Origin of the sequence: Robertmurraya mangrovi (genome assembly GCF_034427655.1) — a bacterium.
GTDB lineage: Bacteria > Bacillota > Bacilli > Bacillales > Cytobacillaceae > Robertmurraya_A > Robertmurraya_A mangrovi.
In genome coordinates, this window is the sequence record NZ_JAXOFX010000002.1 from 103488 (window position 1) to 125410 (window position 21923).

23 protein-coding genes, 1 pseudogene and 1 other annotated feature (1 of these 25 only partly in view) are annotated in these 21923 nt (G+C 38.5%); of the genes and pseudogenes, 21 read left to right on the forward strand and 3 right to left on the reverse strand.

The genetic code is table 11. From position 1 onward, the window contains the following. Nucleotides 1-15: a sequence feature (ribosomal protein L21 leader region), on the forward strand (it extends 65 nt beyond the left edge of the window). Nucleotides 16-28: 13 nt separating this feature from the next. The 7 genes from rplU to pheA all read left to right on the forward strand — a co-directional run bounded on the left by rplU (nucleotide 29) and on the right by pheA (nucleotide 4913). Then, nucleotides 29-337, forward strand: coding sequence for a 50S ribosomal protein L21 (rplU, locus tag SM124_RS03560; protein ID WP_322445367.1), 309 nt, complete (start codon nucleotides 29-31; stop codon nucleotides 335-337). An 11-nt stretch (nucleotides 338-348) separates the two neighbouring features. After that, complete coding sequence (locus tag SM124_RS03565) at nucleotides 349-693, forward strand: ribosomal-processing cysteine protease Prp (protein WP_322445501.1); 345 nt, start codon at nucleotides 349-351, stop codon at nucleotides 691-693. Next, nucleotides 694-984 (forward strand): 50S ribosomal protein L27, encoded by a 291-nt coding sequence (rpmA, locus tag SM124_RS03570; RefSeq protein WP_077214115.1) that lies wholly within the window; start codon nucleotides 694-696, stop codon nucleotides 982-984. A 511-nt stretch (nucleotides 985-1495) separates the two neighbouring features. Beyond that, entirely contained in the window at nucleotides 1496-2038 is a 543-nt protein-coding gene (locus tag SM124_RS03575; protein ID WP_322445368.1) for a Spo0B C-terminal domain-containing protein, read from the forward strand. Between the two features lie 67 nt (nucleotides 2039-2105). Next, nucleotides 2106-3401 (forward strand): GTPase ObgE, encoded by a 1296-nt coding sequence (gene obgE / locus SM124_RS03580; protein WP_322445369.1) that lies wholly within the window; start codon nucleotides 2106-2108, stop codon nucleotides 3399-3401. Between the two features lie 118 nt (nucleotides 3402-3519). Beyond that, nucleotides 3520-3975, forward strand: coding sequence for a transcriptional regulator ThrR (thrR, locus tag SM124_RS03585; protein WP_322445370.1), 456 nt, complete (start codon nucleotides 3520-3522; stop codon nucleotides 3973-3975). A gap of 74 nt (nucleotides 3976-4049) precedes the next feature. Continuing rightward, nucleotides 4050-4913 (forward strand): prephenate dehydratase, encoded by an 864-nt coding sequence (pheA, locus tag SM124_RS03590; protein WP_322445371.1) that lies wholly within the window; start codon nucleotides 4050-4052, stop codon nucleotides 4911-4913. A gap of 48 nt (nucleotides 4914-4961) precedes the next feature. On the opposite strand, the gene SM124_RS03595 is transcribed toward pheA, so the two are convergent. Both SM124_RS03595 and SM124_RS03600 read right to left on the reverse strand, forming a co-directional pair. Next, the gene (locus SM124_RS03595; protein ID WP_322445372.1) at nucleotides 4962-5498 is read right to left on the reverse strand and encodes a transcription repressor NadR; all 537 of its coding nucleotides are present in this window, start codon (nucleotides 5496-5498) and stop codon (nucleotides 4962-4964) included. A 36-nt stretch (nucleotides 5499-5534) separates the two neighbouring features. Further along, nucleotides 5535-6683, reverse strand: coding sequence for an IscS subfamily cysteine desulfurase (locus SM124_RS03600; RefSeq protein ID WP_322445373.1), 1149 nt, complete (start codon nucleotides 6681-6683; stop codon nucleotides 5535-5537). A gap of 180 nt (nucleotides 6684-6863) precedes the next feature. Here SM124_RS03600 and nadB point away from each other — a divergent pair, with 180 nt between their 5' ends. The 13 genes and pseudogenes from nadB to yajC all read left to right on the forward strand — a co-directional run bounded on the left by nadB (nucleotide 6864) and on the right by yajC (nucleotide 20452). Beyond that, nucleotides 6864-8432 carry an L-aspartate oxidase gene (gene nadB / locus SM124_RS03605; RefSeq protein WP_322445374.1) on the forward strand — a complete coding sequence of 523 codons (1569 nt, stop codon included), beginning with the start codon at nucleotides 6864-6866 and terminating at the stop codon, nucleotides 8430-8432. A gap of 223 nt (nucleotides 8433-8655) precedes the next feature. Then, on the forward strand, nucleotides 8656-9492 hold the full coding sequence (nadC, locus tag SM124_RS03610) for a carboxylating nicotinate-nucleotide diphosphorylase (protein ID WP_322445375.1): 837 nt from the start codon (nucleotides 8656-8658) through the stop codon (nucleotides 9490-9492). 15 nt (nucleotides 9493-9507) lie between these two features. Then, nucleotides 9508-10614 (forward strand): quinolinate synthase NadA, encoded by a 1107-nt coding sequence (gene nadA, locus SM124_RS03615; protein ID WP_322445376.1) that lies wholly within the window; start codon nucleotides 9508-9510, stop codon nucleotides 10612-10614. Nucleotides 10615-11019: 405 nt separating this feature from the next. Further along, nucleotides 11020-11173, forward strand: a pseudogene (safA, locus tag SM124_RS24050) (SafA/ExsA family spore coat assembly protein); the annotation flags it as partial. Between the two features lie 1884 nt (nucleotides 11174-13057). Continuing rightward, on the forward strand, nucleotides 13058-14047 hold the full coding sequence (locus SM124_RS03625; protein ID WP_322445378.1) for a phosphotransferase: 990 nt from the start codon (nucleotides 13058-13060) through the stop codon (nucleotides 14045-14047). Nucleotides 14048-14184: 137 nt separating this feature from the next. Beyond that, nucleotides 14185-14943, forward strand: coding sequence for a YhcN/YlaJ family sporulation lipoprotein (locus SM124_RS03630; protein WP_322445379.1), 759 nt, complete (start codon nucleotides 14185-14187; stop codon nucleotides 14941-14943). Between the two features lie 276 nt (nucleotides 14944-15219). Beyond that, on the forward strand, nucleotides 15220-15777 hold the full coding sequence (locus SM124_RS03635) for a BofC C-terminal domain-containing protein (RefSeq protein WP_322445380.1): 558 nt from the start codon (nucleotides 15220-15222) through the stop codon (nucleotides 15775-15777). Between the two features lie 164 nt (nucleotides 15778-15941). Then, nucleotides 15942-16553, forward strand: coding sequence for a Holliday junction branch migration protein RuvA (ruvA, locus tag SM124_RS03640; RefSeq protein ID WP_322445381.1), 612 nt, complete (start codon nucleotides 15942-15944; stop codon nucleotides 16551-16553). A 106-nt stretch (nucleotides 16554-16659) separates the two neighbouring features. After that, on the forward strand, nucleotides 16660-17661 hold the full coding sequence (gene ruvB, locus SM124_RS03645) for a Holliday junction branch migration DNA helicase RuvB (protein ID WP_322445382.1): 1002 nt from the start codon (nucleotides 16660-16662) through the stop codon (nucleotides 17659-17661). Nucleotides 17662-17681: 20 nt separating this feature from the next. Then, on the forward strand, nucleotides 17682-17864 hold the full coding sequence (locus tag SM124_RS03650) for a DUF2905 domain-containing protein (protein WP_407691375.1): 183 nt from the start codon (nucleotides 17682-17684) through the stop codon (nucleotides 17862-17864). 26 nt (nucleotides 17865-17890) lie between these two features. After that, nucleotides 17891-18919 carry a tRNA preQ1(34) S-adenosylmethionine ribosyltransferase-isomerase QueA gene (queA, locus tag SM124_RS03655; protein WP_322445384.1) on the forward strand — a complete coding sequence of 343 codons (1029 nt, stop codon included), beginning with the start codon at nucleotides 17891-17893 and terminating at the stop codon, nucleotides 18917-18919. 78 nt (nucleotides 18920-18997) lie between these two features. After that, nucleotides 18998-20137 (forward strand): tRNA guanosine(34) transglycosylase Tgt, encoded by a 1140-nt coding sequence (tgt, locus tag SM124_RS03660; RefSeq protein WP_322445385.1) that lies wholly within the window; start codon nucleotides 18998-19000, stop codon nucleotides 20135-20137. A 30-nt stretch (nucleotides 20138-20167) separates the two neighbouring features. Beyond that, complete coding sequence (yajC, locus tag SM124_RS03665) at nucleotides 20168-20452, forward strand: preprotein translocase subunit YajC (RefSeq protein ID WP_322445386.1); 285 nt, start codon at nucleotides 20168-20170, stop codon at nucleotides 20450-20452. 44 nt (nucleotides 20453-20496) lie between these two features. On the opposite strand, the gene SM124_RS03670 is transcribed toward yajC, so the two are convergent. Next, on the reverse strand, nucleotides 20497-20889 hold the full coding sequence (locus SM124_RS03670) for a TIGR04086 family membrane protein (protein ID WP_322445502.1): 393 nt from the start codon (nucleotides 20887-20889) through the stop codon (nucleotides 20497-20499). Between the two features lie 195 nt (nucleotides 20890-21084). On the opposite strand from SM124_RS03670, the gene SM124_RS03675 reads away from it, so the two are divergent. Further along, the gene (locus SM124_RS03675) at nucleotides 21085-21726 is read left to right on the forward strand and encodes a DUF421 domain-containing protein (RefSeq protein WP_322445387.1); all 642 of its coding nucleotides are present in this window, start codon (nucleotides 21085-21087) and stop codon (nucleotides 21724-21726) included. The last annotated feature ends 197 nt before the right edge of the window (nucleotides 21727-21923 follow it).

A 21923-nucleotide genomic window follows, 5' to 3' on the forward strand; every position in this document is an offset into this window, starting at 1 on the left:
AGTCTGAGTCTAAGAGGAGGTGCAGTTCATGTACGCAATTATCGAAACTGGTGGTAAGCAAGTACGTGTAGAAGAAGGTCAAGCTATCTACATCGAAAAGCTAAACGCTGAAGCTGGTGAAACAGTTACTTTTGACAAAGTTTTATTCGTTGGTGGCGAAAACGTTAAAGTTGGTAGCCCTGTAGTAGAAGGTGCTTCTGTTACAGCTAAAGTTGAAAAGCAAGGTCGTGCTAAAAAGATCATTGTTTTCAAATACAAAGCGAAGAAAAACAACCGTAAAAAGCAAGGTCACCGTCAGCCATACACTAAAGTTGTTATTGAAAAAATCAACGCTTAAGGCGGTTTATGATGATTCAAACGACTATTTATCGTACTGAATCTGGACGTATACAATCGTTCACTTTGAGTGGTCATGCACTTTTCGCTAATCACGGTAATGATATCGTGTGTGCGGGAGTTTCTGCTGTTTCATTCGGAGCTATTAACTCTGTTATCGCTCTAACAGGAGTGGAACCAGGCATTGAGCAAGGTGAAGGTGGCTTTCTCCGATGTGTCATTCCGAGTAATCTCTCTTCGGATACACAAGAGAAAGTTCAGCTTTTGCTTGAAGGCATGGTTGTTTCATTGCAAACGATTGAGAGAGATTACGCAAAACATATAAAACTAACTTTTAAACAGTTGGAGGTGGAATAAATGTTAAGATTAGATCTTCAGTTTTTCGCTTCTAAAAAGGGAGTAGGTTCTACAAAGAACGGACGTGACTCTATCGCTAAGCGTTTAGGCGCTAAGCGTGCAGATGGTCAATTCGTAACTGGTGGTTCTATCCTTTACCGTCAACGTGGTACTAAGATTTATCCAGGTGTAAACGTTGGTAAAGGTGGCGACGACACGCTATTCGCGAAAGTTGATGGTGTTGTTAAGTTCGAACGTTTAGGACGTGACCGCAAACAAGTGAGCGTATACCCTACAGCTCAAGAAGCTTAAGCTTATGGAGAAAACTCTAACCATTAGTGGTTAGAGTTTTCTTTTTGATATAATTTGTTTACTCATACATACTTATCATTCAGTTTTTCGTTCATAATGTAATTAAGTGTTTTGTTATTTAAGTTATCATACATAATGATCTATTTTCCCACATTTATGAAAAATAGCTTACGCATTCATACATTTTTGATATACTAACACCATGTAGTCTTCTGAAATTATTGGTAGAAATGGCAGTAGAGCAATCTTTTTATATAAATAAGACCGTTTTTGATTAGTTATTTTATTGAGATTTGAGCCCGATATTTTGCCCGTTGATTTCCGCTCCAGGCACTTGCTTTCCGCAGGGAGGGATGGGAGCCTCCTCGGCGTACCGCCTGTGGGGTCTCCCATTCCCTCTAATCCTGCAGGAGTCAAGTGCCCTCCGCTACAATCAACTCAGACTATTTACAATTAATAACTAAATAAAAAATAACATCCATTTTTCAGTAGTAAAAGTAGGAGTGCATATATGAAAAAAAACTGGACAACGGTTGAGGTGTTAGGTCACGCTCGCCATGATTGGTTAAATAAAATTCAATTAATTAAAGGTAATCTTGCTTTAAATAAAATTGATCGAGCTAAGGAAATTATTAATGAAATCGTAGTAGAAGCTCAAGAACAATCCAAGCTTTCTAACATGAAAATCCCTCAGTTTGCCTCTTTGCTTCTCACCTATAATTGGGAAAGTCACTCGTTTCAGGTAGAGTTTGAGGTTCTGGATGATTCAGCTAACCGCAATCGTTTGATCAGTGATGACATCATTACGAATTGGACATCTTCATTTTTTGAAATTCTCAATTCATGTGTAAAAACTTTCCATGAAAATTACTTATCAGTGACAATAGAACAGCAATCAAATGGAACCCGTTTCTTTTTTGATTTTAGAGGAATAATAACAGAGAAGGAACAATTGATGGAATTCTTAAGTAGAGAATCATCTATGGAAGTAAATGTTCATGAAGTCTCAGAACAGGAACTCGCACTAGAAGTGTTTTTGCCATTCAGTGAGTAATGGCAACAGAGCGATTCTCGTCATGTGATATTAAACTTCTACATACTACAGACGGGAGGAACAAAGTATGTTCGTCGATCAGGTCAAGATTTATGTTAAAGGTGGAGACGGTGGTAATGGAATGGTTGCCTTCCGCCGTGAAAAATATGTTCCAAAAGGCGGTCCAGCTGGTGGAGATGGCGGTAAAGGAGCAGATGTTGTTTTTGAAGTAGAAGAAGGTCTTCGTACTTTAATGGACTTCCGCTACCAACGTCACTTTAAGGCACCACGCGGAGAGCATGGAATGTCTAAAGGTCAACATGGTAAAAACTCAAAGGATATGATTGTAAAAGTTCCACCAGGTACCATTGTAACAGATGCAGAAACGAAGGAAGTTATAGCTGATTTAGTTGAACACGGACAACGAGCAGTCATTGCTAAAGGTGGAAGAGGCGGAAGAGGAAACTCTCGCTTTGCTACTCCAGCTAACCCTGCTCCTGAATTATCTGAAAATGGAGAGCCAGGTCAAGAAAGAGATGTTGTTCTTGAACTAAAACTACTTGCCGATGTTGGTTTAGTAGGTTTCCCTAGTGTTGGTAAGTCTACTCTACTATCCGTTGTATCAGCTGCAACACCTAAAATTGCTGAATACCATTTCACAACAATCGCACCTAACTTAGGGATGGTAGAAACAGATGATGGCAGAAGCTTTGTTATGGCTGATCTACCTGGATTAATCGAAGGCGCACACTCTGGGGTTGGACTTGGACACCAATTCTTAAGACATATCGAAAGAACAAGAGTTATTGTCCATGTAATTGACATGGCTGCAATGGAAGGAAGAGATCCTTACGAGGACTACTTAACCATTAACAAGGAATTAAAAGAATACAACTTACGTTTAACAGAAAGACCACAAATCATCGTGGCAAATAAAATGGATATGCCTGAAGCGGAAGAGAATTTAGAGAAATTTAAATCCCAGCTACAAGAAGATTATCCAATTTACCCTATCTCAGCTATTACTAGGCAGGGATTAAGAGACCTACTATTTGCTATCGCAGATAAAATCGAAGTTACACCTGAATTCCCTCTTATCCATGAAGAAGAAAATGAAGAAGAAGGAATTAATCGTGTAGTTTACAAACACGAAGGTGAGCAAAGAGAGTTCATCATCACAAGAGATCCTGATGGAAGCTATGTTGTTTCAGGACAAGCCATTGAGCGTCTATTCAAAATGACAGACTTCTCAAGAGACGAATCCGTAAGAAGATTTGCTCGTCAGCTGCGCGGAATGGGCGTAGACGATGCACTTCGTGAAAGAGGAGCAAAACACGGGGATATCGTAAAACTGTTGGAATATGAGTTTGAGTTTATTGATTAAGCTCTTTTCATGAGCCCAAAATAAAAGGACGTGGATCTTAGTCCGCGTTCCTTTTTCTATATTTTTTTCGTTACTTATTCACAACAAAAATACACGCTTTTTCTAATGGGGTGGAGAAATGCGAAATGATAAATATGATAAAAAGTTTTATTTAGTCAGAGAAGATGTTTTGCCTGAGGCGATGAAAAAAACGATTGAAGCGAAGGAAATGCTTGATCGGGGGAAAGTAGATTCTGTTTGGGATGCTGTTCAAAAAGTAGACTTGAGTCGAAGTGCCTTTTATAAATATCGAGATACCGTATTCCCTTTTCATACGGTAGTAAAAGAACGTTTGATTTCATTGTTTTTTCATCTTGAAGACCGTTCTGGAACACTTTCACATCTATTGAGTGTGGTTGCTTCAGCAGGCTGTAATGTTTTAACGATTCATCAAACGATTCCTCTACAAGGTAGAGCGAACGTGACCCTTTCTTTAAATACTGGAGATATGTCTATGGAAATTGATGAATTACTTACCTTACTTAGAAAATTAGAATTTGTTGAAAAAGTAGAGGTGCTAGGATCAGGAGCTTAAAACTACTGGTTTCTAGCCCAAATTTTTTGTTTATACATAACTGAATTTTTAAATAATTAGATGGAGGGGAGATTATGAAAGTAGCATTCCTGGGGCCAAAAGCTACATTTACTGATTTAGCTGTGCGCGAAATGTTCCCTAGTTTTGAGGCTATTCCTTACATGACTATTCCAGACTGTTTAGATGCTGTCATGGAGGAAAAGACAGATTTAGCCCTAGTTCCTGTTGAGAATGCTTTAGAGGGATCAGTTAATATCACGTTAGACTACCTGGTTCATGAGATGAAGCTTCCAATAGTGGGGGAAATTACTGCCCCAATCAAACAACATTTACTCGTCCATCCAAACCATAAAGAGAATTGGGAAGATGTAGAGATTATTTATAGCCATTCTCATGCCATCGCTCAGTGTCATAAATTTTTACATTCAACATTTAAAGGCATTCCTTGTGAAAATATGACATCAACGGCTGCAGCAGCTAAATATTTGCTTGAGCACCCTGACAATAAGATGGCTGCCATTGCAAATGATTTAGCGGCAAAGGAATACGGATTGACGATTGCAAAATCCAATATCCATGACTTTAATTTTAACCATACCCGCTTTATCATCTTGGCGAAGGATACCTTTGAGATAACGGATACCCATCTTCCCCAAAAGGGCTATAAGACAACCGTTATGGTTACATTACCTTCCGATCGTTCTGGTGCTCTTCATCAAGTTTTGTCTGCTTTTGCTTGGAGAAAGCTGAACTTGTCTAAGATCGAATCTCGACCAATGAAAACAGGTCTAGGAAACTACTTCTTCATAATCGATATTGAAGGGCAAATGGATGATGTATTAATTCCTGGTGCAATGGCTGAATTAGAAGCATTAGGTTGCGGGGTAGAAGTGTTAGGCAGCTATCCATATTTTCAAATAGAGAAAGGATCCGAGTAAAGGATCCTTTTTACATGGCTTGTTTTTGAATTAAATGTTCGTAAAAAGTCATTGTTCAATTAAAAAATTTGCGTTTTTCAAAGCTAGTTCTGCTCGGTTAAGTGTTTCTTCTGAATACGCTGATATCGTATGAAGATGGATTCCATCAGTAAGTTCTGATAAGAAAGAAGCTTTTGTTGATCGAACTTTTTCCATAAACTGTTGAACTTCACTGCGATTCGATACCATAATGGATGCGGTTAAATCTCCGTAAACAGGGTGTTCAATTTTAACATCCTTAACTATAACTCCATGATCTACTAATAAATTTAATTCGTCCTCTGTTTTATCAGGAGTATGAAAACATGCGATCGTCCGTTCAAAAGTGGTTTTAGGAGATGATTGTTTCAAATAAATGTAGCCTTGACTTGTTGCAATAATAGGCTCATTTTTTGCCTTTAGCAAAGTAATATCTCCAACAATCACTTGTCTGCTCACATTTGTTTTTGCAGCAAGCTCACTACCAGTAATGGGTTCTTGATTCGTTTTAAGCCAATGAAGAATCAGTTCCCTTCTTTCATCACCTAGTATTTTTTTATCTGTCATTACAAACTCTCCCTTTATATCCCCATTCGTTATGGCTTATTTTATCACAATGTGCAGGTGGGTCTGAATGATTTCTAGTATAGTATGGCCCAATTCAGTAATATCTTCCTCGGTTGTATCTCTTCCAAATGAGATTCGGATGAACTCTTTTGCTTCTTTTTCCGGTATGTTTAGCGCTCTCATTGTCTTTGAAGCAGACTGTTTTCCTGTTTGACAGGCACTTCCTGTTGATATGGCATAGCCATGTCGATTACATTCTAGCATAACAAACTGACCTTCTAGTCCCTTTAATCTTAGGCCAAAAGTAGATGGTAGTTGACGGTGACAATCCGCATTATAGAAGGTAATCTGTTCCGCCATTGGTTCAAGAACGGATAGGAGCTTCTCTCTTAATTGAAAAAATTGTTCATGATATTCGTTTAAAGATTGATAAGCTTTCTGAGCTGCAACTGTCATTCCTACTATGGCAGGAACATTTAGAGTTCCAGGTCTAAATCCGTACTCATGAGAGGTTCCAGGATAGAAAGGTAGCCAATTCAGCTTTGGATTTAAATAAACTGCTCCAATTCCTTTTGGTCCGTAAAATTTATGACCTGAAATGGAAAGAGCATCTACCTGTTGACTTAAGTTTTTTAACTCTAATTTGCCAAAAGACTGAACAGTATCGCTGTGAAAAAGAATGGAATGCTGCTTGCAAAGGTTACTAATTTCGTCAATCGGTTGGATGGTACCAATTTCGGGATTCACGTGTTGAATGGTAACAAGAACCGTATCTTCTCTTATCTCTTTTTTTAGCTCTTCTATGTCAATAAACCCTTCTTGATCAAAAGAGAGAAGAGTGATTTCATATCCATCTTGTTTTAAAGATTCAAGCGTGCTTTGAACGGATGAATGTTCGGCAACACCCGAAATGATATGCTTACCTTGTTTATTTTTACCTGATAAGAGAGAATGAAGGGCTAGGAAATTACTTTCAGAACCTCCACTTGTAAAATAAATTCCGTCTTTCTGAACCCCTAGTAAACTTGCTATTTCTTGACGACAGCTTTCTAATAATTGATTTGCGGCACTTCCTATATCATGGAGACTTCGGGAGTTTCCGAAATATTCTGTAGCCGCTTTAATATAGGCTTCTCCTGCATTTTTATCTAATGGACACGAAGCCGCGTAGTCAAAATATTTCATTCTATCTCCAACTTTCTTCCGTCTATTTAAGAATCTATCTTTCTATTTTACATAATAATTCCATTTTTTAGGACTAATATTAATTCCATTTTAAACATCAGCACAATAAAAACTCTTGTCATAAGTTTAATTCTATGTAATTATAAGTGTCAAGACACCTGTTAAGCAGGAGGTAAACAAATGGTGAGACATTCGAATGTGTTAATTGTTGGAAGTGGGATTGCTGCTTTGCAATTTGCTACTAAACTACGTTGTGATATAAATGTGATTATTCTCACAAAGTCTCATGTTAAAAAAGGTAATTCCTATTTAGCCCAGGGTGGAGTGGCTGCAGCGATGTCTAATAGTGATAGCGCTTACAAGCATTTTAAAGATACCCTCGAAGCTGGAAGATTTCATAATAATCCAGATCCAGTTGCCATGATGACAATGGAAGCACCTAATTTAATATCTGAAATGTTAGAGGATGGCTGTTCGTTTGATATGGACCCTTCTGGAAATATCCTTTTAGGGATGGAAGGGGCTCATAGTGAGAAACGAATTGTTCATGGTGGCGGAGATGCTACAGGAAAAATGATTATGGAGTATTTTGCTCAAAAGGTGAAAAATAGCAACATTGAAGTAATAGAAGATTGTACCGTTTATGAATTAATGGTTAATCAGAATCAATGTTTTGGTGTAAAAGGCAAGCACATGGATGGAAAAAAAGAAATGTATACGGCTGACCACATTGTTTTAGCAACGGGCGGTCTAGGCCAGATATATAGTTTTACTTCAAACGCTGAAACCGTAACGGGAGATGGTATCGCTTTAGCTTATAAAGCGGGTGCTGAAGTAACGGACATGGAGTTTGTACAATTCCATCCAACCCTCCTTTCTGTCGATGGTAAAGGGATTGGACTTGTTTCCGAAGCAGTGAGAGGTGAAGGGGCAAGGCTTGTTACCTCTTCAGGGAAAGAAATTATGAAGGGTGTCCATCCTCTTGAAAATTTAGCACCAAGACATATCGTATCTCAAACCATCTATGAGTATATAAAAATAGGGGAAACCGTTTATCTAGACATTTCTAATATAGAAAACTTTGAATCTAAGTTTCCGACCATTACGGCCTCGTGTAAACAACATCATATTGACGTAATTGGTGGGAAAATTCCTGTTGTCCCAGGATGCCATTTTTTAATGGGAGGCATCAAAACAGATTTAGAAGGTAGAACAAGTATTGAAAGACTTTATGCAATCGGTGAAGTGGCGTGTACGGGAATACATGGTGCCAATAGGTTAGCGAGCAACTCTTTATTGGAAGGATTATATTTCGGAAAGAAGTTAGCTGAACATGTAAATTCTTTCTCGAGAGAGACGGCGGCTATTCCGTGCCCTCAAGATTTTTCAATGGATATAACTCCTGTGCCACTAAATTTGCCGGAGAGAGAAATCCTACAAACAAAAATGATGGAGAACACCGGAATCGTTCGAGACAAAAAAGGATTAACGAATCAATTTAACTGGCTAGAAGCTTATCAAATTAGCCATCTCTTAGATAGAAATCTCGAGAACTTATCAATAGAAGAAATAAATAGGGTGTTTATGACCATCACTGCCTGGCTTGTTACAAAGTCTGCTCTAGAACGAACAGAAAGTCGTGGCGGACATTTTAGAGAGGATTACCCCTTTGAAGATGACCATAAATGGGCTAGAAAGCAAATTGTTCACAAGAGAGTGGGATCTTATTTACAGTTATCGAATTTCTAGATTAATAGGATTTGGTAGTTGTAAGGTGTTCGCGGATAAACATTAGTTTTTCGCGGATAAATTCAAATTATCGCGGATAACTTCTGTTTTTCGCGGATATATTGAAAATTTCGCGGATAAGTCCTGTTTTTCCGCGGATAAGTCTTATTTCACAGGTTAAGGTCTATGGTTTTCATAGATAAATGCATAGCTTTCAATACAATTTTAAAAAAGGGTGGTAAAAATGAACAAATTAAAGCTGCGATTATTACTTGAGCAGTTTTTTCTTGAGGATATTGGAGAAAGAGATGTTACGAGTGAGTTGATTTTTGGTGAAGAGGAACAAGGTGAAATCGTGTTCATTGCCAAGGATAATGGTATTTTCAGTGGGGAAGAAATTATCCGAACAGGCTTTGCCATATTAGATGAGTCAGCTGAAGCAACCCTTTATGTAAAGGATGGCGACCAAATTGAAAAAGGTCAAAAGCTGGCTGTCGTTCAAGGGGCTGTTACTAACCTTCTAAAAGGAGAAAGAGTCGTTTTAAATTTAGTTCAAAGAATGAGTGGGATTGCAACGAAGACCAATGAAGCGGTAAAAATCCTCAACAGTTCCCACACAAAAGTGGTTGATACAAGAAAAACAACTCCAGGGTTAAGAATGCTAGAGAAATACGCAGTACGATGTGGCGGGGGATTCAATCATCGATTTGGATTATATGATGCGGTCATGATTAAAGACAATCATATCTCTTTCGCTGGCGGAATTCAGGAGGCTATCTCAAAAGTTCGTTCCAACTTAGGACATATGGTGAAAGTAGAAGTAGAAATTGAAACAAAAGAACAACTGCTCGAAGCAATTGAGGCTAAAGCAGATGTGATTATGTTTGATAACCGAACACCAGAGGAAATTAAAGAGTGGCTTAGCTTAGTGCCTACAGGGATTATGACGGAAGCTTCTGGTGGAATCACCTTAGACAATTTGGCTTCATATAAGGATACCGGTGTTGATGTAATTTCTCTAGGGTTTTTAACACATTCAGTAAAATCATTAGATATTAGTGTAAAAGTAAATATTCATTAATGGGGGAGCGAGAATATGAATATTTTTGATGTTGTTGAAACAAATACGAACCTTATACCTGAACGATATAAAAATATGTCTACACAAGAATTAGAGGATCGGGTTAGGGCCATTAAAACTAAGCTCGGTAAAAAGTTATACATTCCGGGACATCACTATCAAAAGGATGAAGTCATTCAATTTGCTGATGATACGGGGGACTCTTTAAAATTAGCTCAGTTATCTGCTGAAAACCGTGAAGCTGAATTTATTGTCTTTTGCGGAGTTCACTTTATGGCAGAAACGGCTGATATTTTAACGACGAAAGAACAAAAAGTGTATTTGCCTGATATGAGAGCAGGCTGTTCCATGGCGGACATGGCAGATATTTATCAAACAGAAAGAGCTTGGACAAAGCTTGAAGAAATGTTTGGTTCAAGCATCATTCCGCTAACGTATGTAAATTCAACAGCCGCTATTAAAGCTTTTGTTGGAAAAAATGGAGGAGCAACGGTAACATCATCGAATGCAGAGCAAATGGTTTCATGGGCATTTACACAAAAAGAAAGAATATTATTTTTACCTGATCAACATTTAGGAAGAAATACGGCATTCAACTTAGAAGTAAGCCTTGATGAAATGGCGGTTTGGAATCCGATAAATGATACATTAGAGTATGATGGGGCAATTGAAAACGTAAAGGTAATCCTCTGGAAAGGGCATTGCTCTGTCCATGAGAACTTTACCGTAGCAAATATTAAAGATGTTCGTGAACAATATCCTGATATGAAAATCATCGTTCATCCAGAGTGCAGACGTGAAGTTGTTGAACTTTCTGACATGAACGGATCTACAAATTATATCATTAATGCCATAGAAAAATCTGAACCTGGTTCATCATGGGCCATAGGAACAGAAATGAACCTGGTCAAACGAATCATTCAACAACATCCTGACAAGCACATCGTTTCGCTCAATCCACATATGTGTCCTTGTTTAACCATGAACAGAATCGACTTACCTCATTTATTATGGTGCCTCGAATCAATAGAAAGTGGGCAACCGCACAATATCATTGAAGTAGACGAGAAAGTAGCTGTAAATGCTAAAAAAGCATTAGTGGCTATGTTAAATCAGTCATAATTGGTGGCTATTTTTAACTTTTTTGATTAATCTGAGTTGATTGGAGCGGAGGGCACTTGACTCCTGCAGGATTAGAGTGGATGGGAGACCCCACAGGCGTTCACGCCGAGGAGGCTCCCACCACTCCCTGCGGAAAGCAAGTGCCCGGAGCGGAAATCAACGGGCAATATATAGTCTAATAAATAAATTTTTAAAGGTAGCTTCCATCCATTTTTGAGCTGCCTTTTTATTTTTTACAACTCAAGAAGCCTGATAAATCAACGTTGTTTGGGTGTTATTTTCATAAAGTGTGCTAGACAAATATCATAATTTTTGTAAAAAGAGCATAAGTTTTTGTGTAGATTATTAGCAATTTGCCCATTTTCACATACACTATATGGACTTATGCATAGGAGGGAAATCAGAGTGAAGATCCATATCGTACAGAAAGGGGATACTCTTTGGAAAATCGCTAAGAAATATGGCGTGAATTTTGAAGAGCTGAAGAAAATGAATACCCAGCTCTCAAACCCTGATATGATTATGCCCGGAATGAAAATAAAAGTTCCAACTACTGGAGGAAATATTGTTAAAGAAGCACCAAGCGGAAAAGAAGCAAAAATTAACTTTGGTGCGAAAAAAGAGATGCCTAAAGAGGAAGTTTCTCTATCACCTATAGCTAAAGAAGCACCAAAAGTTGCTCCAGATAAGGAGGCACCGAAAGCAGCTCCAGTAAAAGAGGCACCTATCAAGGAAGCGCCAATAGTGGAGGTTCCAATTGAGATACAACCTATAAAAGAAGCTCCTATTGCTGAGCTACCAAAGTTACCGATAAAAGAAGCACCAGCAGTAGAGCTACCTAAAGTGGAAATTCCAAAGGCAGTAGCCCCAATTGTAGAACAACCGAAGAAGCCTTATACACCTAAAATGCCTAAACCAGTTGTACCAGAAATTGATATTAACAATTATTATATGATGAATATGGCAAACTTATCGATACAGCCGCAGCAACAGCCACAACAACCACTCAAGCCAACACCGAAGCCAACGCCGCAATTGAAGTCAGACTATAAGCCGCTACCACAACTTCCGCCTAAGCCGAAGAACATTCTTCCACAAGTAAAGCCAGTCGCAGAGGAAAGTTCAGAATCAATGGAATCATCTATTCATCAAGGAGGTTTAACACAACAAATGTACCCATATCAAATGCCTTATAATCCAGTAATGCCAGGTGCGGGTTACCAAGCTCCTGGAGGCTTTGCACCGCAAGCACTTCCACATATGCACGGAGGAGCCATGCCAGGAGCACACGCAATGCCATATGGTGCAATGCCAGGAGCACATGCAATGCCATATGGCGCAATGCCAGCAGCGCAAGGAATGCCATATGGGATGATGCCTGGGGTAGCCGGTGCAAGCTATGCGCCAGGGCAATTTGACGATGAATCTTCATCTTCATTTATGCCAAACATGCCTTTAATGCCCCAAGGAAATCAACCGTTAGCTCCAGATGTAATGGGAGTACAAGATGCACAACTTCCTTTACAGCCAACACAAGTCGCACCTGCTATGATGGACCCTTGTTATCCACAACAAACAGCACCTATCATGCAGGATCCTTGCTACCCAGGTGCAATGGCTCAACCATACTATGGATATCCGATGGGGATGCCACAAGTCCAAGGAGCCATGACAGGCAATATGCCGCATATGATGCCACAAGTCCAAGGTGCTATGATGGGGAATATGCCGCATATGATGCCACAAGTCCAAGGCGCAATGGATATGGGGAACATGCCACATATGATGCCACAAGTCCAAGGGGCAATGGATATGGGGAATATGCCGCATATGATGCCACAAGTCCAAGGTGCAATGGATATGGGGAATATGCCGCATATGATGCCACAAGTCCAAGGCGCAATGGATATGGGGAACATGCCACATATGATGCCACAAGTCCAAGGGGCAATGGATATGGGGAACATGCCACATATGATGCCACAAGTCCAGGGTGCCATGATGGGGAACATGCCACATATGATGCCACAAGTCCAAGGCGCAATGGATATGGGGAACATGCCACATATGATGCCGCAGGTCCAAGGTGCAATGGATATGGGGAACATGCCGCACATGATGCCACAAGTCCAAGGCGCAATGGATGCTGGGAATATGCCACATATGATGCCGCAAGTCCAAGGGGCAATGGAGTCACCTGATATGTATGGTGGAGGATATAAAATGCCAATGGCTCCAAATCAACCTCTTCCAGCCGTTCAGGGAGTTCAGGATGATTGTGGTTGCGGTTCACCGTTTATCCCTGGAACGACTTACGGACCAACACCAGGAATGCCGCCAGTTTTCACTCCTTATGGAGGAGGGTATGGTCAACAGCCATTTATGGGAGCACCATACGGGTATGGACCAATGGGAGCAGGCTTCGGCATGCAAAGAGAGCAAAATGAAAGTGAAGAAAATGACGACTAAAAAAAAGGGAGACGATTTATTTCTAAATCGTCTCCTCTCCTATTTAAAGGATCAGTTTGAAACAAAGAATGTGAAAGTAACCATGATTAGAAAAAACGTCTATCTTGTTGAATTAAATAAAGATACTTTTATCATGAAAGGATTCTCTTCCTATCACCGATTAAAGCTTCAGGATACTTTTACAGCTTCTTTAAAAAAAGAGGGATTTATAAATACTTATTCTTTTTTAGAGTATGGAAAAGACCTTCCCTTATTTTTTGATCAATCGTATTTTGGGTGTTTGGAATACATTAAACCAGCAAAAAAACCGTTTAATTATTACAATGAGAGAGACCGTCAAGAAGGACTACTAACTCTGCAACAGTTTCATCAAACCACAGAAAAGTTAGTTGACCGTTACCATACTCTTTTAGGGAATTTTAAACTATTAGAAAAATGGAGAGAAAGAACAGGCTCCTTTCTAAATAACCTATCTGTTATACAGTTTTTTATCCAAAAAGAGATGGTTGATGAATTTTTAAACTGGGCCGATTGGTCTTTAAAAGGGATGGAAAAGGAACAAGGTTACTTTGTAAAGCCTCCGAAGTCCATCTTACATGGAGATGTTGCTAACCATAATTTTTTACGTTCGAAACAAGGGGACCTTTATTTAATTGACTTTGATTTAATAAGTATTGGCGGTCCTTGTATTGATTATTTGCAATACGCAAATCGAATTTTACCCTATATTAATTGGTCTTTAGAAGAACTAAAGGGTTACGCAGAGTTACGACCATTTCTAGATGAAAAAGCGTTTTTATATGCATTAGCCTTTCCTACTGACATTTTCAGGGAGTGGAATCGGATTGTAAGAGAAAGACAATACATGAATGTGTCAAGGGTCCGTCAAGTATTGGACTTAACGGTCGGGCAGTTTAAAGAAAGGCAATTATTTTTTTATGAGATTAATGCTTTAGTCGATTAACACATAGTAAAGATTAAATCGTGAACTAGAAACACCACGAATTTACTCCGCCCTAAAACGCATGAAAAGACCTCTTCCCTCACAACCTAATGATGAGCATATTTTTCTGCTCGAAATTAGCGGAGGAGGTTTTTCGCTTGAATAAAAAGTATGTGACACTTCCTATTGCTGCTCTAATGACTGTTGGTTTAGTGGGATGCGGGTATAATGATGGTACAAATCAAACTAGAAACGCAAATGTAACACAACCAATGGGATACTATTCTGATGAGAATACCCGTACTGGTGGAAATGTGACTATCTTGGATGATAATGATGGGCCACTTGTTGAAATCATGGACAGGAATTATCTCGATGGATACCAAAGAGACAGACAAGAAAGAAGCCGACTTCTTCAAGTAAAGGATGAGAATGGAAATCCAGGAAATCCTTCAAAACCTCTAGCTAAATATGATAAAAACTTTTATCAAAAAGATAACCGCTTTAGTCGTGGAGACGCGAACTATCATGGACATCTGGATGATAATACCCGACAAGCGAAAAGTTCTTACTATACTGCCTATGAAGGTGACCTAGCTGAAAAAATTGGCGAAGTTGCTGCATCAGTAAATAACGTTGAAGATGTGCGTGCCGTTGTTTATGGTAGTGACGTTCTGGTTGCTGTTGATTTAACTGACGATAGACGAGAAATTGATACCATTGTTGAAATCCGTGAAAAAGTTCAGCCTTACTTAAGAGGTAGAACTTGTACCGTTGTTGCGGATGAAGGAACATTTAGTCGAGTAAGAAACTTGGATAACGATATGCGTGACGGTGGTCCAAGAGAGCATATAAGCTTAGACGTTAAAGGAATGTTCCAAAACTTAAAAAACCAAATATACGGTGGAAACAGGTAACAATAAAGGAAGAGTAAGCTTAACCAAAGCTTGCTCTTCTTTTTGGTTGGCTCTTTTCGAAAACGGTTGCTTCAACAACATTTGAATCACTGAGCGGAAAGGAACGGGCATAAAACATAGGAAAAACTGTAATCGTTAGGTGTTAAAACCATTCTAAATTACGGTTGTTTAACAAATACCAAACACACTAGGATAAACTTGAAATATTTGGTCACAATATAAATGGAATGAAATTTAGCCTTTTCGGGCTCTTCGACTTATAAGGGGTGATCAGACATGAGAACGAAATGGTATAGTAAACCATGTATGATTGTTTTGCTAACTGTAATATCATTTTTTCTGCAAAATGGCCTGTATGCACATCAAGGTAAACATGTAGCTTTAGCAAACGAAATAGATAATCACAATAACTTTAAACCCTTTAAAGTAAAAGTGACCTTAGAAAGAGTTTATCTAGACGGGGAAGTTAGTCAGGAAGTCATTAAAGAAACTGTTTGGTCCATGGAAGAATTTTGGGCTAAATATGAAAATTGGGTACTGATTGATATGGAAGATAAAAAAGTATATTTTAGAAAACCAGTCGATGATATTTCTCCACTCTTAAAAGCGAACGGTTATTTTGGTATAACAGATGATGGAACGCTAACGATTTTTAATGGTAAGCCTAGAAGGTATAATATTATTCAATCCTTTTTTCAAATAGATATGGGTAGGCTTGAGAGTACGAAGAGAGAACAACTGCTTCATGGAATCCCTATAAAAGATAAAAGTCATTATGTTGAAGTTTTAGAAACGTTCAAGATTTATACTGTACAAGAGAAGCAAGCTAATTGACTTCACTTAATAGGCCGGAATTTCCGGTCTATTTTTGTTCCTAAAATTAGGAGGAGCTTTTATGTTAAAGTGAAAAAAGCCTTCACAAAAACTACAAAATTGACGAAAAGAGATTCTATTGTATGATACAATGAGGTACAGCAAAATTAGGGGAGAGAAGAGATTTGTACGAGTTTATTAGAGGAAAAGTAGATTTTGTAGGGCCAGAGTACATTGTCATTGAAAACAATGGAATCGGTTATCAAATTTCTACTCCTAATCCATTCTTATTTTCTAAAAAACAGGGTGGAGAAGTAAAGATTTTCACTTATCATTATGTAAGAGAAGATATTATGGCATTGTATGGTTTTCAGTCACGTGAAGAGAAGATGCTATTTACAAAGCTATTAAATGTATCAGGGATCGGACCAAAGGGTGCACTTGCTATTTTAGCTTCGGGTGAACCTGAGCAGGTAGTCCAGGCAATAGATAATGAGGATGAAGGATTCTTAGTTAAGTTTCCTGGGGTTGGAAAGAAGACAGCAAGACAAATGATATTAGATTTAAAAGGAAAGCTTCAAGATGTAGTACCGGATTTCTTTCCGAATTTGTTCTCTCCTGAACGTGGCGAATTGATCGTAAATCATAAGAACCATGATTTAGAAGAAGCGATACTTGCCCTTAAAGCACTTGGTTATTCGGAGAAAGAGATTAAGAAGATTACACCAGAGCTAGAAAAGGAAAGCTTATCTACGGATCAATACATAAAAGTGGCTCTTCAAAAGTTATTGAGATAGGTTCTTTTTAATCCTAGTTGCTATAAGCACATTGACTGTTTTTATTATTGGTAACTTAAAAAGTTAAAGAGTGCTACAAATATAGATGGCATTTGAGGTGATGAACATGGAAGAGCGAATCATTTCCGGTGAGGCTGATATTCAAGATTTATCCTTTGAACAAAGTTTACGTCCCCAAACGTTAAGGCAGTACATTGGGCAGGACAAAGTAAAGGAGAATCTTGAGGTTTTTATAAAAGCTGCAAAGTTAAGAGAAGAAACTTTAGATCATGTTCTGTTATATGGTCCTCCTGGTTTAGGGAAGACTACCCTTGCAACAATTATCGCCAACGAGATGGGTGTCAACATTCGAACGACTGCGGGACCAGCGATAGAACGTCCTGGAGATTTAGCAGCTATATTGACAGCTCTCGAGCCGGGAGATGTTTTATTTATTGATGAAATCCATCGTCTTCCTCGGTCTATTGAAGAAGTATTATACCCTGCGATGGAGGATTTCTGTTTAGATATTGTGATTGGTAAAGGGCCAACTGCAAGGTCAGTACGTCTTGATCTTCCACCATTCACTTTAGTTGGAGCGACAACTAGAGCGGGATCTCTTTCTGCCCCACTTAGAGACCGTTTTGGTGTTCTTAGCAGACTAGAGTATTATAATGAAGAACAATTAAGAGAGATTGTCATGAGGACCTCTGAGCTGTTCGAGACAGAGATTAATCCACAGGCAGCGGGTGAGATTGCTAAGAGATCTAGGGGGACACCAAGGATTGCTAACAGGCTCCTTAGAAGAGTTCGAGATTTTGCTCAAGTGAAAGGGAATGGAGCAATTGATTTTGAACTAGCTGAAGAGTCATTAGAATTACTTCAGGTGGACCGTTTAGGACTTGATCATATTGACCATAAATTACTAAGAGGGATCATTGAAAAGTTTCGAGGTGGCCCTGTTGGTTTGGAAACCATAGCTGCGACGATTGGAGAAGAGGCCCACACGATTGAAGATGTATATGAGCCTTATTTGCTTCAGATTGGATTTCTTCAACGTACTCCAAGAGGACGCATCGTAACAGACTTAGTCTATCGACATTTTAAGATGGAGGTGCCTGCTGATTGACAGGTATTTCAAAATGGCTAATGACGATTGGTGCGATCATTTTTGTGGTTGGTTTTTTAATGCAGTTTATTAATATAGGCAAACTTCCTGGAGATATTGTAATAAAGAAAGGGAGCACAACCTTTTATTTTCCGATTGTTACATCAATCCTATTAAGTGTTGTGCTATCTGCCATTTTCTATTTTCTTGGAAGGTTTCGTTAAAAGTTAGATAAAGATAGGGTGACAACATGAAAGTAGATTTATTTGATTTTCATCTACCTGAAGAATTAATCGCACAAACTCCATTAGAGGAGCGTACGAAAAGTCGATTAATGGTATTGAATAAAAAAACGGGTGAGTTAGCCCATGAGACATTTGGGAATATAACAAACTATTTAAAGCCTGGTGATTGCCTTGTGTTAAATGATACGAGGGTCCTTCCAGCTCGCCTTTTTGGTGAAAAAGAAGATACAGGTGCTAAAATTGAAGTGCTTTTATTAAAGCAGGTAGAAGGGGATACATGGGAAACCCTTGTGAAACCTGCCAAGCGTGTAAAGGAAGGCTCAACGATTAGCTTTGGAAATGGCATTCTTCAAGCAGAGTGTGTGGGCACTTCTGACCATGGAGGACGCTTACTTCAGTTTAAATATGAAGGTATTTTTTATGAAGTGCTTGAACAATTAGGAGAAATGCCTCTACCACCTTATATAAAAGAACAACTGGATGATAAAGAGAGATATCAAACGGTTTACGCAAAAGAAAGAGGCTCTGCCGCTGCTCCTACAGCTGGCCTTCATTTTACGGAGGACTTGCTTGAGGAAATCAAGGCAAAGGGTGTACATATCGCATTTATCACACTTCATGTCGGATTAGGAACGTTCAGACCGGTGAGTGTTGATGATATAAATGAACATGAAATGCATGCAGAATTTTATCAAATGTCAGAAGGTACAGCGAGACTTTTGAACGAAGTCCGTGAAAATGGTGGGAAAATCATTTCTGTTGGTACAACTTCAACTAGAACGTTAGAAACCATTGCTACAGCTAACAAGGGCAAATTTGTTTCTGAAAATGGCTGGACAAGTATTTTTATCTATCCTGGATATGAATTTAAAGGGATTGATGGAATGATTACTAATTTCCATTTACCAAAATCTACGTTAATCATGCTTATTAGTGCATTAGCTGGACGTGACCATGTTCTTCATGCCTATCAAACCGCTGTAGAAGAACGGTACCGCTTTTTCAGCTTTGGAGATGCCATGCTTATTATCTAAGCGATAATAGTAAAATCTATAAAATAGATTAAAAAACATAAGGATTGTTATTGTTACAATCGGGAGGTTAAGAAATCATTGACTGCAATACGTTATGAATTAATAAAAACATGTAAGCAAACAGGAGCTAGACTTGGTCGTGTTCATACACCGCATGGCTCATTTGAAACACCTGTGTTCATGCCAGTAGGGACACTTGCAACGGTTAAAACGATGTCACCTGAGGAACTAGTTGAGATTGGTGCAGGGATTATATTAAGTAATACATACCACTTATGGCTACGTCCTGGACATGACATTATTGAAGAAGCTGGTGGTCTTCATAAGTTTATGAATTGGGACAGAGCGATTTTAACAGACTCTGGTGGTTTCCAAGTATTTAGTTTAAGTAAATTCCGCCAAATTGAAGAAGAGGGCGTACATTTCCGCAATCATTTAAATGGAGATAAATTATTTTTATCACCGGAAAAAGCAATGGAAATTCAAAACTCTCTTGGTTCAGACATTATGATGGCTTTTGATGAGTGTCCACCATATCCCGCTAGCTTTGAATATATGAAAAAGTCAGTAGAAAGAACGTCACGTTGGGCGGAAAGATGTTTACAAGCACATAAGCGTCCGAACGATCAAGGACTATTCGGTATCATTCAAGGTGGAGAGTATGAGGAATTAAGAAAGCAAAGTGCAAAAGATTTAGTTTCTCTTGATTTCCCTGGTTATGCTGTTGGTGGATTATCAGTAGGTGAACCAAAGGATGTCATGAACAGAGTATTAGACTTTACTACACCATTAATGCCTGCAGATAAGCCAAGATATTTAATGGGTGTAGGTTCCCCTGACTCATTAATTGACGGTTCAATTCGTGGAATTGATATGTTTGACTGTGTCCTTCCTACGCGAATTGCTCGTAACGGTACATTAATGACTAGCCATGGCCGTTTAGTCGTAAAAAATGCGAAATATGCAAGAGATTTTGGGCCGATTGATGAGAATTGTGATTGCTACACATGCCGTAATTACTCAAGAGCTTATATTCGACATTTAATTCGCTGTGATGAAACATTCGGAATTAGGCTTACAACTTATCATAATCTTTATTTTCTGGTAAAATTAATGGAGCAAGTCAGACAAGCGATCCGTGAAGATCGTTTAGGGGACTTCCGAGAAGAATTTTTCGAGCAATATGGTTTCAACAAACCAGATGCGAAAAACTTCTAAAAGATTTTAGTTTTGAAAGGAGGTAACTAAATGGAGCTAATTAGTACAGTTGGACCACTTATTTTAATGTTTGTTCTTTTTTACTTTTTATTAATTCGCCCTCAGCAAAAGCGTCAAAAAGCTGTTCAGCAAATGCAAAGCGATTTGAAGAAGGGTGATAAAATTGTAACAATCGGTGGCCTTCACGGAATCGTTGATGCAATTGATGAAGGAAAAATCGTTATCAAGTGTGGAGATGGTAGCCGCCTTACATACGACCGTGCTGCTGTTCGTGAAGTAACTGAAGCATCAAGCAACACGTTAGCAAAATCATAAGAGCTAGAAGAAGCGCCTCCAATTGGAAGGCGCTTTTAATATCATTAGGCATTTCTCGTCTTAGACGAAGATAAATTAACTCCTAAAATACCACCCATCATCGCAATTAAGATGTAGCAAGTGTGATAAATAATTTGTTCAACGTCGAATAAACTGTTATGTCCTAAATACTGGAACATGAAGACGATAATGGAGTAAACTAATCCTGTAATACCCCCGAGTAACCATCCCTTTTGCTTTCCTTTCCCACCTGAGATAAATCCACCTGCAAAAAGCGTAACAAAAGAAATAGCTGTAATAATAAACTGCACTGAAGATTCCTGTGTAGAAGTAAATCTTAAAATGAGTGAGAAAATTAAGCTACTAATAATAGCTAAAAGAAAAATACCAATAACCCCAAATAGAATGGCACTACCAAAATTTTTAGATTCTTCTATTTTGACCCTCTCCCTTCATTACTAAACCACTGTTAATACAGCTTGTATTTTACTTAGTACATGCATATTCAAAGATTACAAAAAATAGAATAAATATTTTTTATGTTGAACGATTATTGGAAAAACCTTCCCATCATGAATATGAAAAGATAGGCAGAAAATAATTAGAAATGAAAAATGAAAGGGGAGGGGAATTTGCCAGAGTATACGCTCATCATTCTTAGAACCTTGGGTCTATATGCGATTATTTTAGTGATTTTTAGAATTATGGGTAAAAGAGAAATTGGAGAAATAAATGTACTCGACTTTGTTGTTTATATCATGATTGCGGAGCTAGCAGTAGTTGCGATAGAAAACACGAAGGATCAATTCTTTCATTCTGTATTGCCTATGGTTTTATTAATGGGCGTGCAAATTATTTTGTCCTTCTTTTCCTTAAAAAGTAAAAGTTTCAGGGATATAGTAGATGGACAACCGACCATTATTATTAAAAATGGACAGATTGATGAAAAGGAAATGAAGAAACAAAGATATAATTTTGATGACCTTCTCTTACAGTTAAGGGAAAAAAATATTAGAAACATTGCCGATGTGGAATTCGCTATTTTAGAAACCTCGGGTAAGCTTTCTATCATTGAAAAAGAAGACCAGAAAAGCGGCATAACCATTCCATTAATCATTGATGGAGAAATCCAAGAGGAAAACCTAGCATGGATTAATAAAAATAATTTATGGTTAAGGCAACAGCTTAGGGATCTCGGGTATAAGGAAATAAAAGACATTTCTTTTTGTAGTTATCAAGATGGAAAGTTCTTTATTGATTTAATCGACCGATAAAGGAAAAAGGGATTCAGCGATGAATCCCTTTTTTCTTATTAAGATTAGATAGTATAAGTTTCTGAAGTTAGACTACTGTCTAGCTCCAGCGCCCAGCGACTAGTGTACTTCGCTCCTCTCCCTACGATAAGTCAACATCGAATCGCTCACGCTCTTCGTGTTTCCTTTATCTCAGTCGAGGCGCTCCAGTCCATACG

Excerpts from the sequence above, each read along its gene's own strand:
- rplU (WP_322445367.1), top strand. The coding sequence starts at position 29 with ATGTACGCAATTATCGAAACTGGTGGTAAGCAAGTACGTGTAGAAGAA.
- SM124_RS03565 (WP_322445501.1), top strand. The coding sequence starts at position 349 with ATGATTCAAACGACTATTTATCGTACTGAATCTGGACGTATACAATCG.
- rpmA (WP_077214115.1), top strand. The coding sequence starts at position 694 with ATGTTAAGATTAGATCTTCAGTTTTTCGCTTCTAAAAAGGGAGTAGGT.
- SM124_RS03575 (WP_322445368.1), top strand. The coding sequence starts at position 1,496 with ATGAAAAAAAACTGGACAACGGTTGAGGTGTTAGGTCACGCTCGCCAT.
- obgE (WP_322445369.1), top strand. The coding sequence starts at position 2,106 with ATGTTCGTCGATCAGGTCAAGATTTATGTTAAAGGTGGAGACGGTGGT.
- thrR (WP_322445370.1), top strand. The coding sequence starts at position 3,520 with ATGCGAAATGATAAATATGATAAAAAGTTTTATTTAGTCAGAGAAGAT.
- pheA (WP_322445371.1), top strand. The coding sequence starts at position 4,050 with ATGAAAGTAGCATTCCTGGGGCCAAAAGCTACATTTACTGATTTAGCT.
- SM124_RS03595 (WP_322445372.1), bottom strand. The coding sequence starts at position 5,498 with ATGACAGATAAAAAAATACTAGGTGATGAAAGAAGGGAACTGATTCTT.
- SM124_RS03600 (WP_322445373.1), bottom strand. The coding sequence starts at position 6,683 with ATGAAATATTTTGACTACGCGGCTTCGTGTCCATTAGATAAAAATGCA.
- nadB (WP_322445374.1), top strand. The coding sequence starts at position 6,864 with ATGGTGAGACATTCGAATGTGTTAATTGTTGGAAGTGGGATTGCTGCT.
- nadC (WP_322445375.1), top strand. The coding sequence starts at position 8,656 with ATGAACAAATTAAAGCTGCGATTATTACTTGAGCAGTTTTTTCTTGAG.
- nadA (WP_322445376.1), top strand. The coding sequence starts at position 9,508 with ATGAATATTTTTGATGTTGTTGAAACAAATACGAACCTTATACCTGAA.
- SM124_RS03625 (WP_322445378.1), top strand. The coding sequence starts at position 13,058 with ATGAAAGTGAAGAAAATGACGACTAAAAAAAAGGGAGACGATTTATTT.
- SM124_RS03635 (WP_322445380.1), top strand. The coding sequence starts at position 15,220 with ATGAGAACGAAATGGTATAGTAAACCATGTATGATTGTTTTGCTAACT.
- ruvB (WP_322445382.1), top strand. The coding sequence starts at position 16,660 with ATGGAAGAGCGAATCATTTCCGGTGAGGCTGATATTCAAGATTTATCC.
- SM124_RS03650 (WP_407691375.1), top strand. The coding sequence starts at position 17,682 with ATGACGATTGGTGCGATCATTTTTGTGGTTGGTTTTTTAATGCAGTTT.
- queA (WP_322445384.1), top strand. The coding sequence starts at position 17,891 with ATGAAAGTAGATTTATTTGATTTTCATCTACCTGAAGAATTAATCGCA.
- yajC (WP_322445386.1), top strand. The coding sequence starts at position 20,168 with ATGGAGCTAATTAGTACAGTTGGACCACTTATTTTAATGTTTGTTCTT.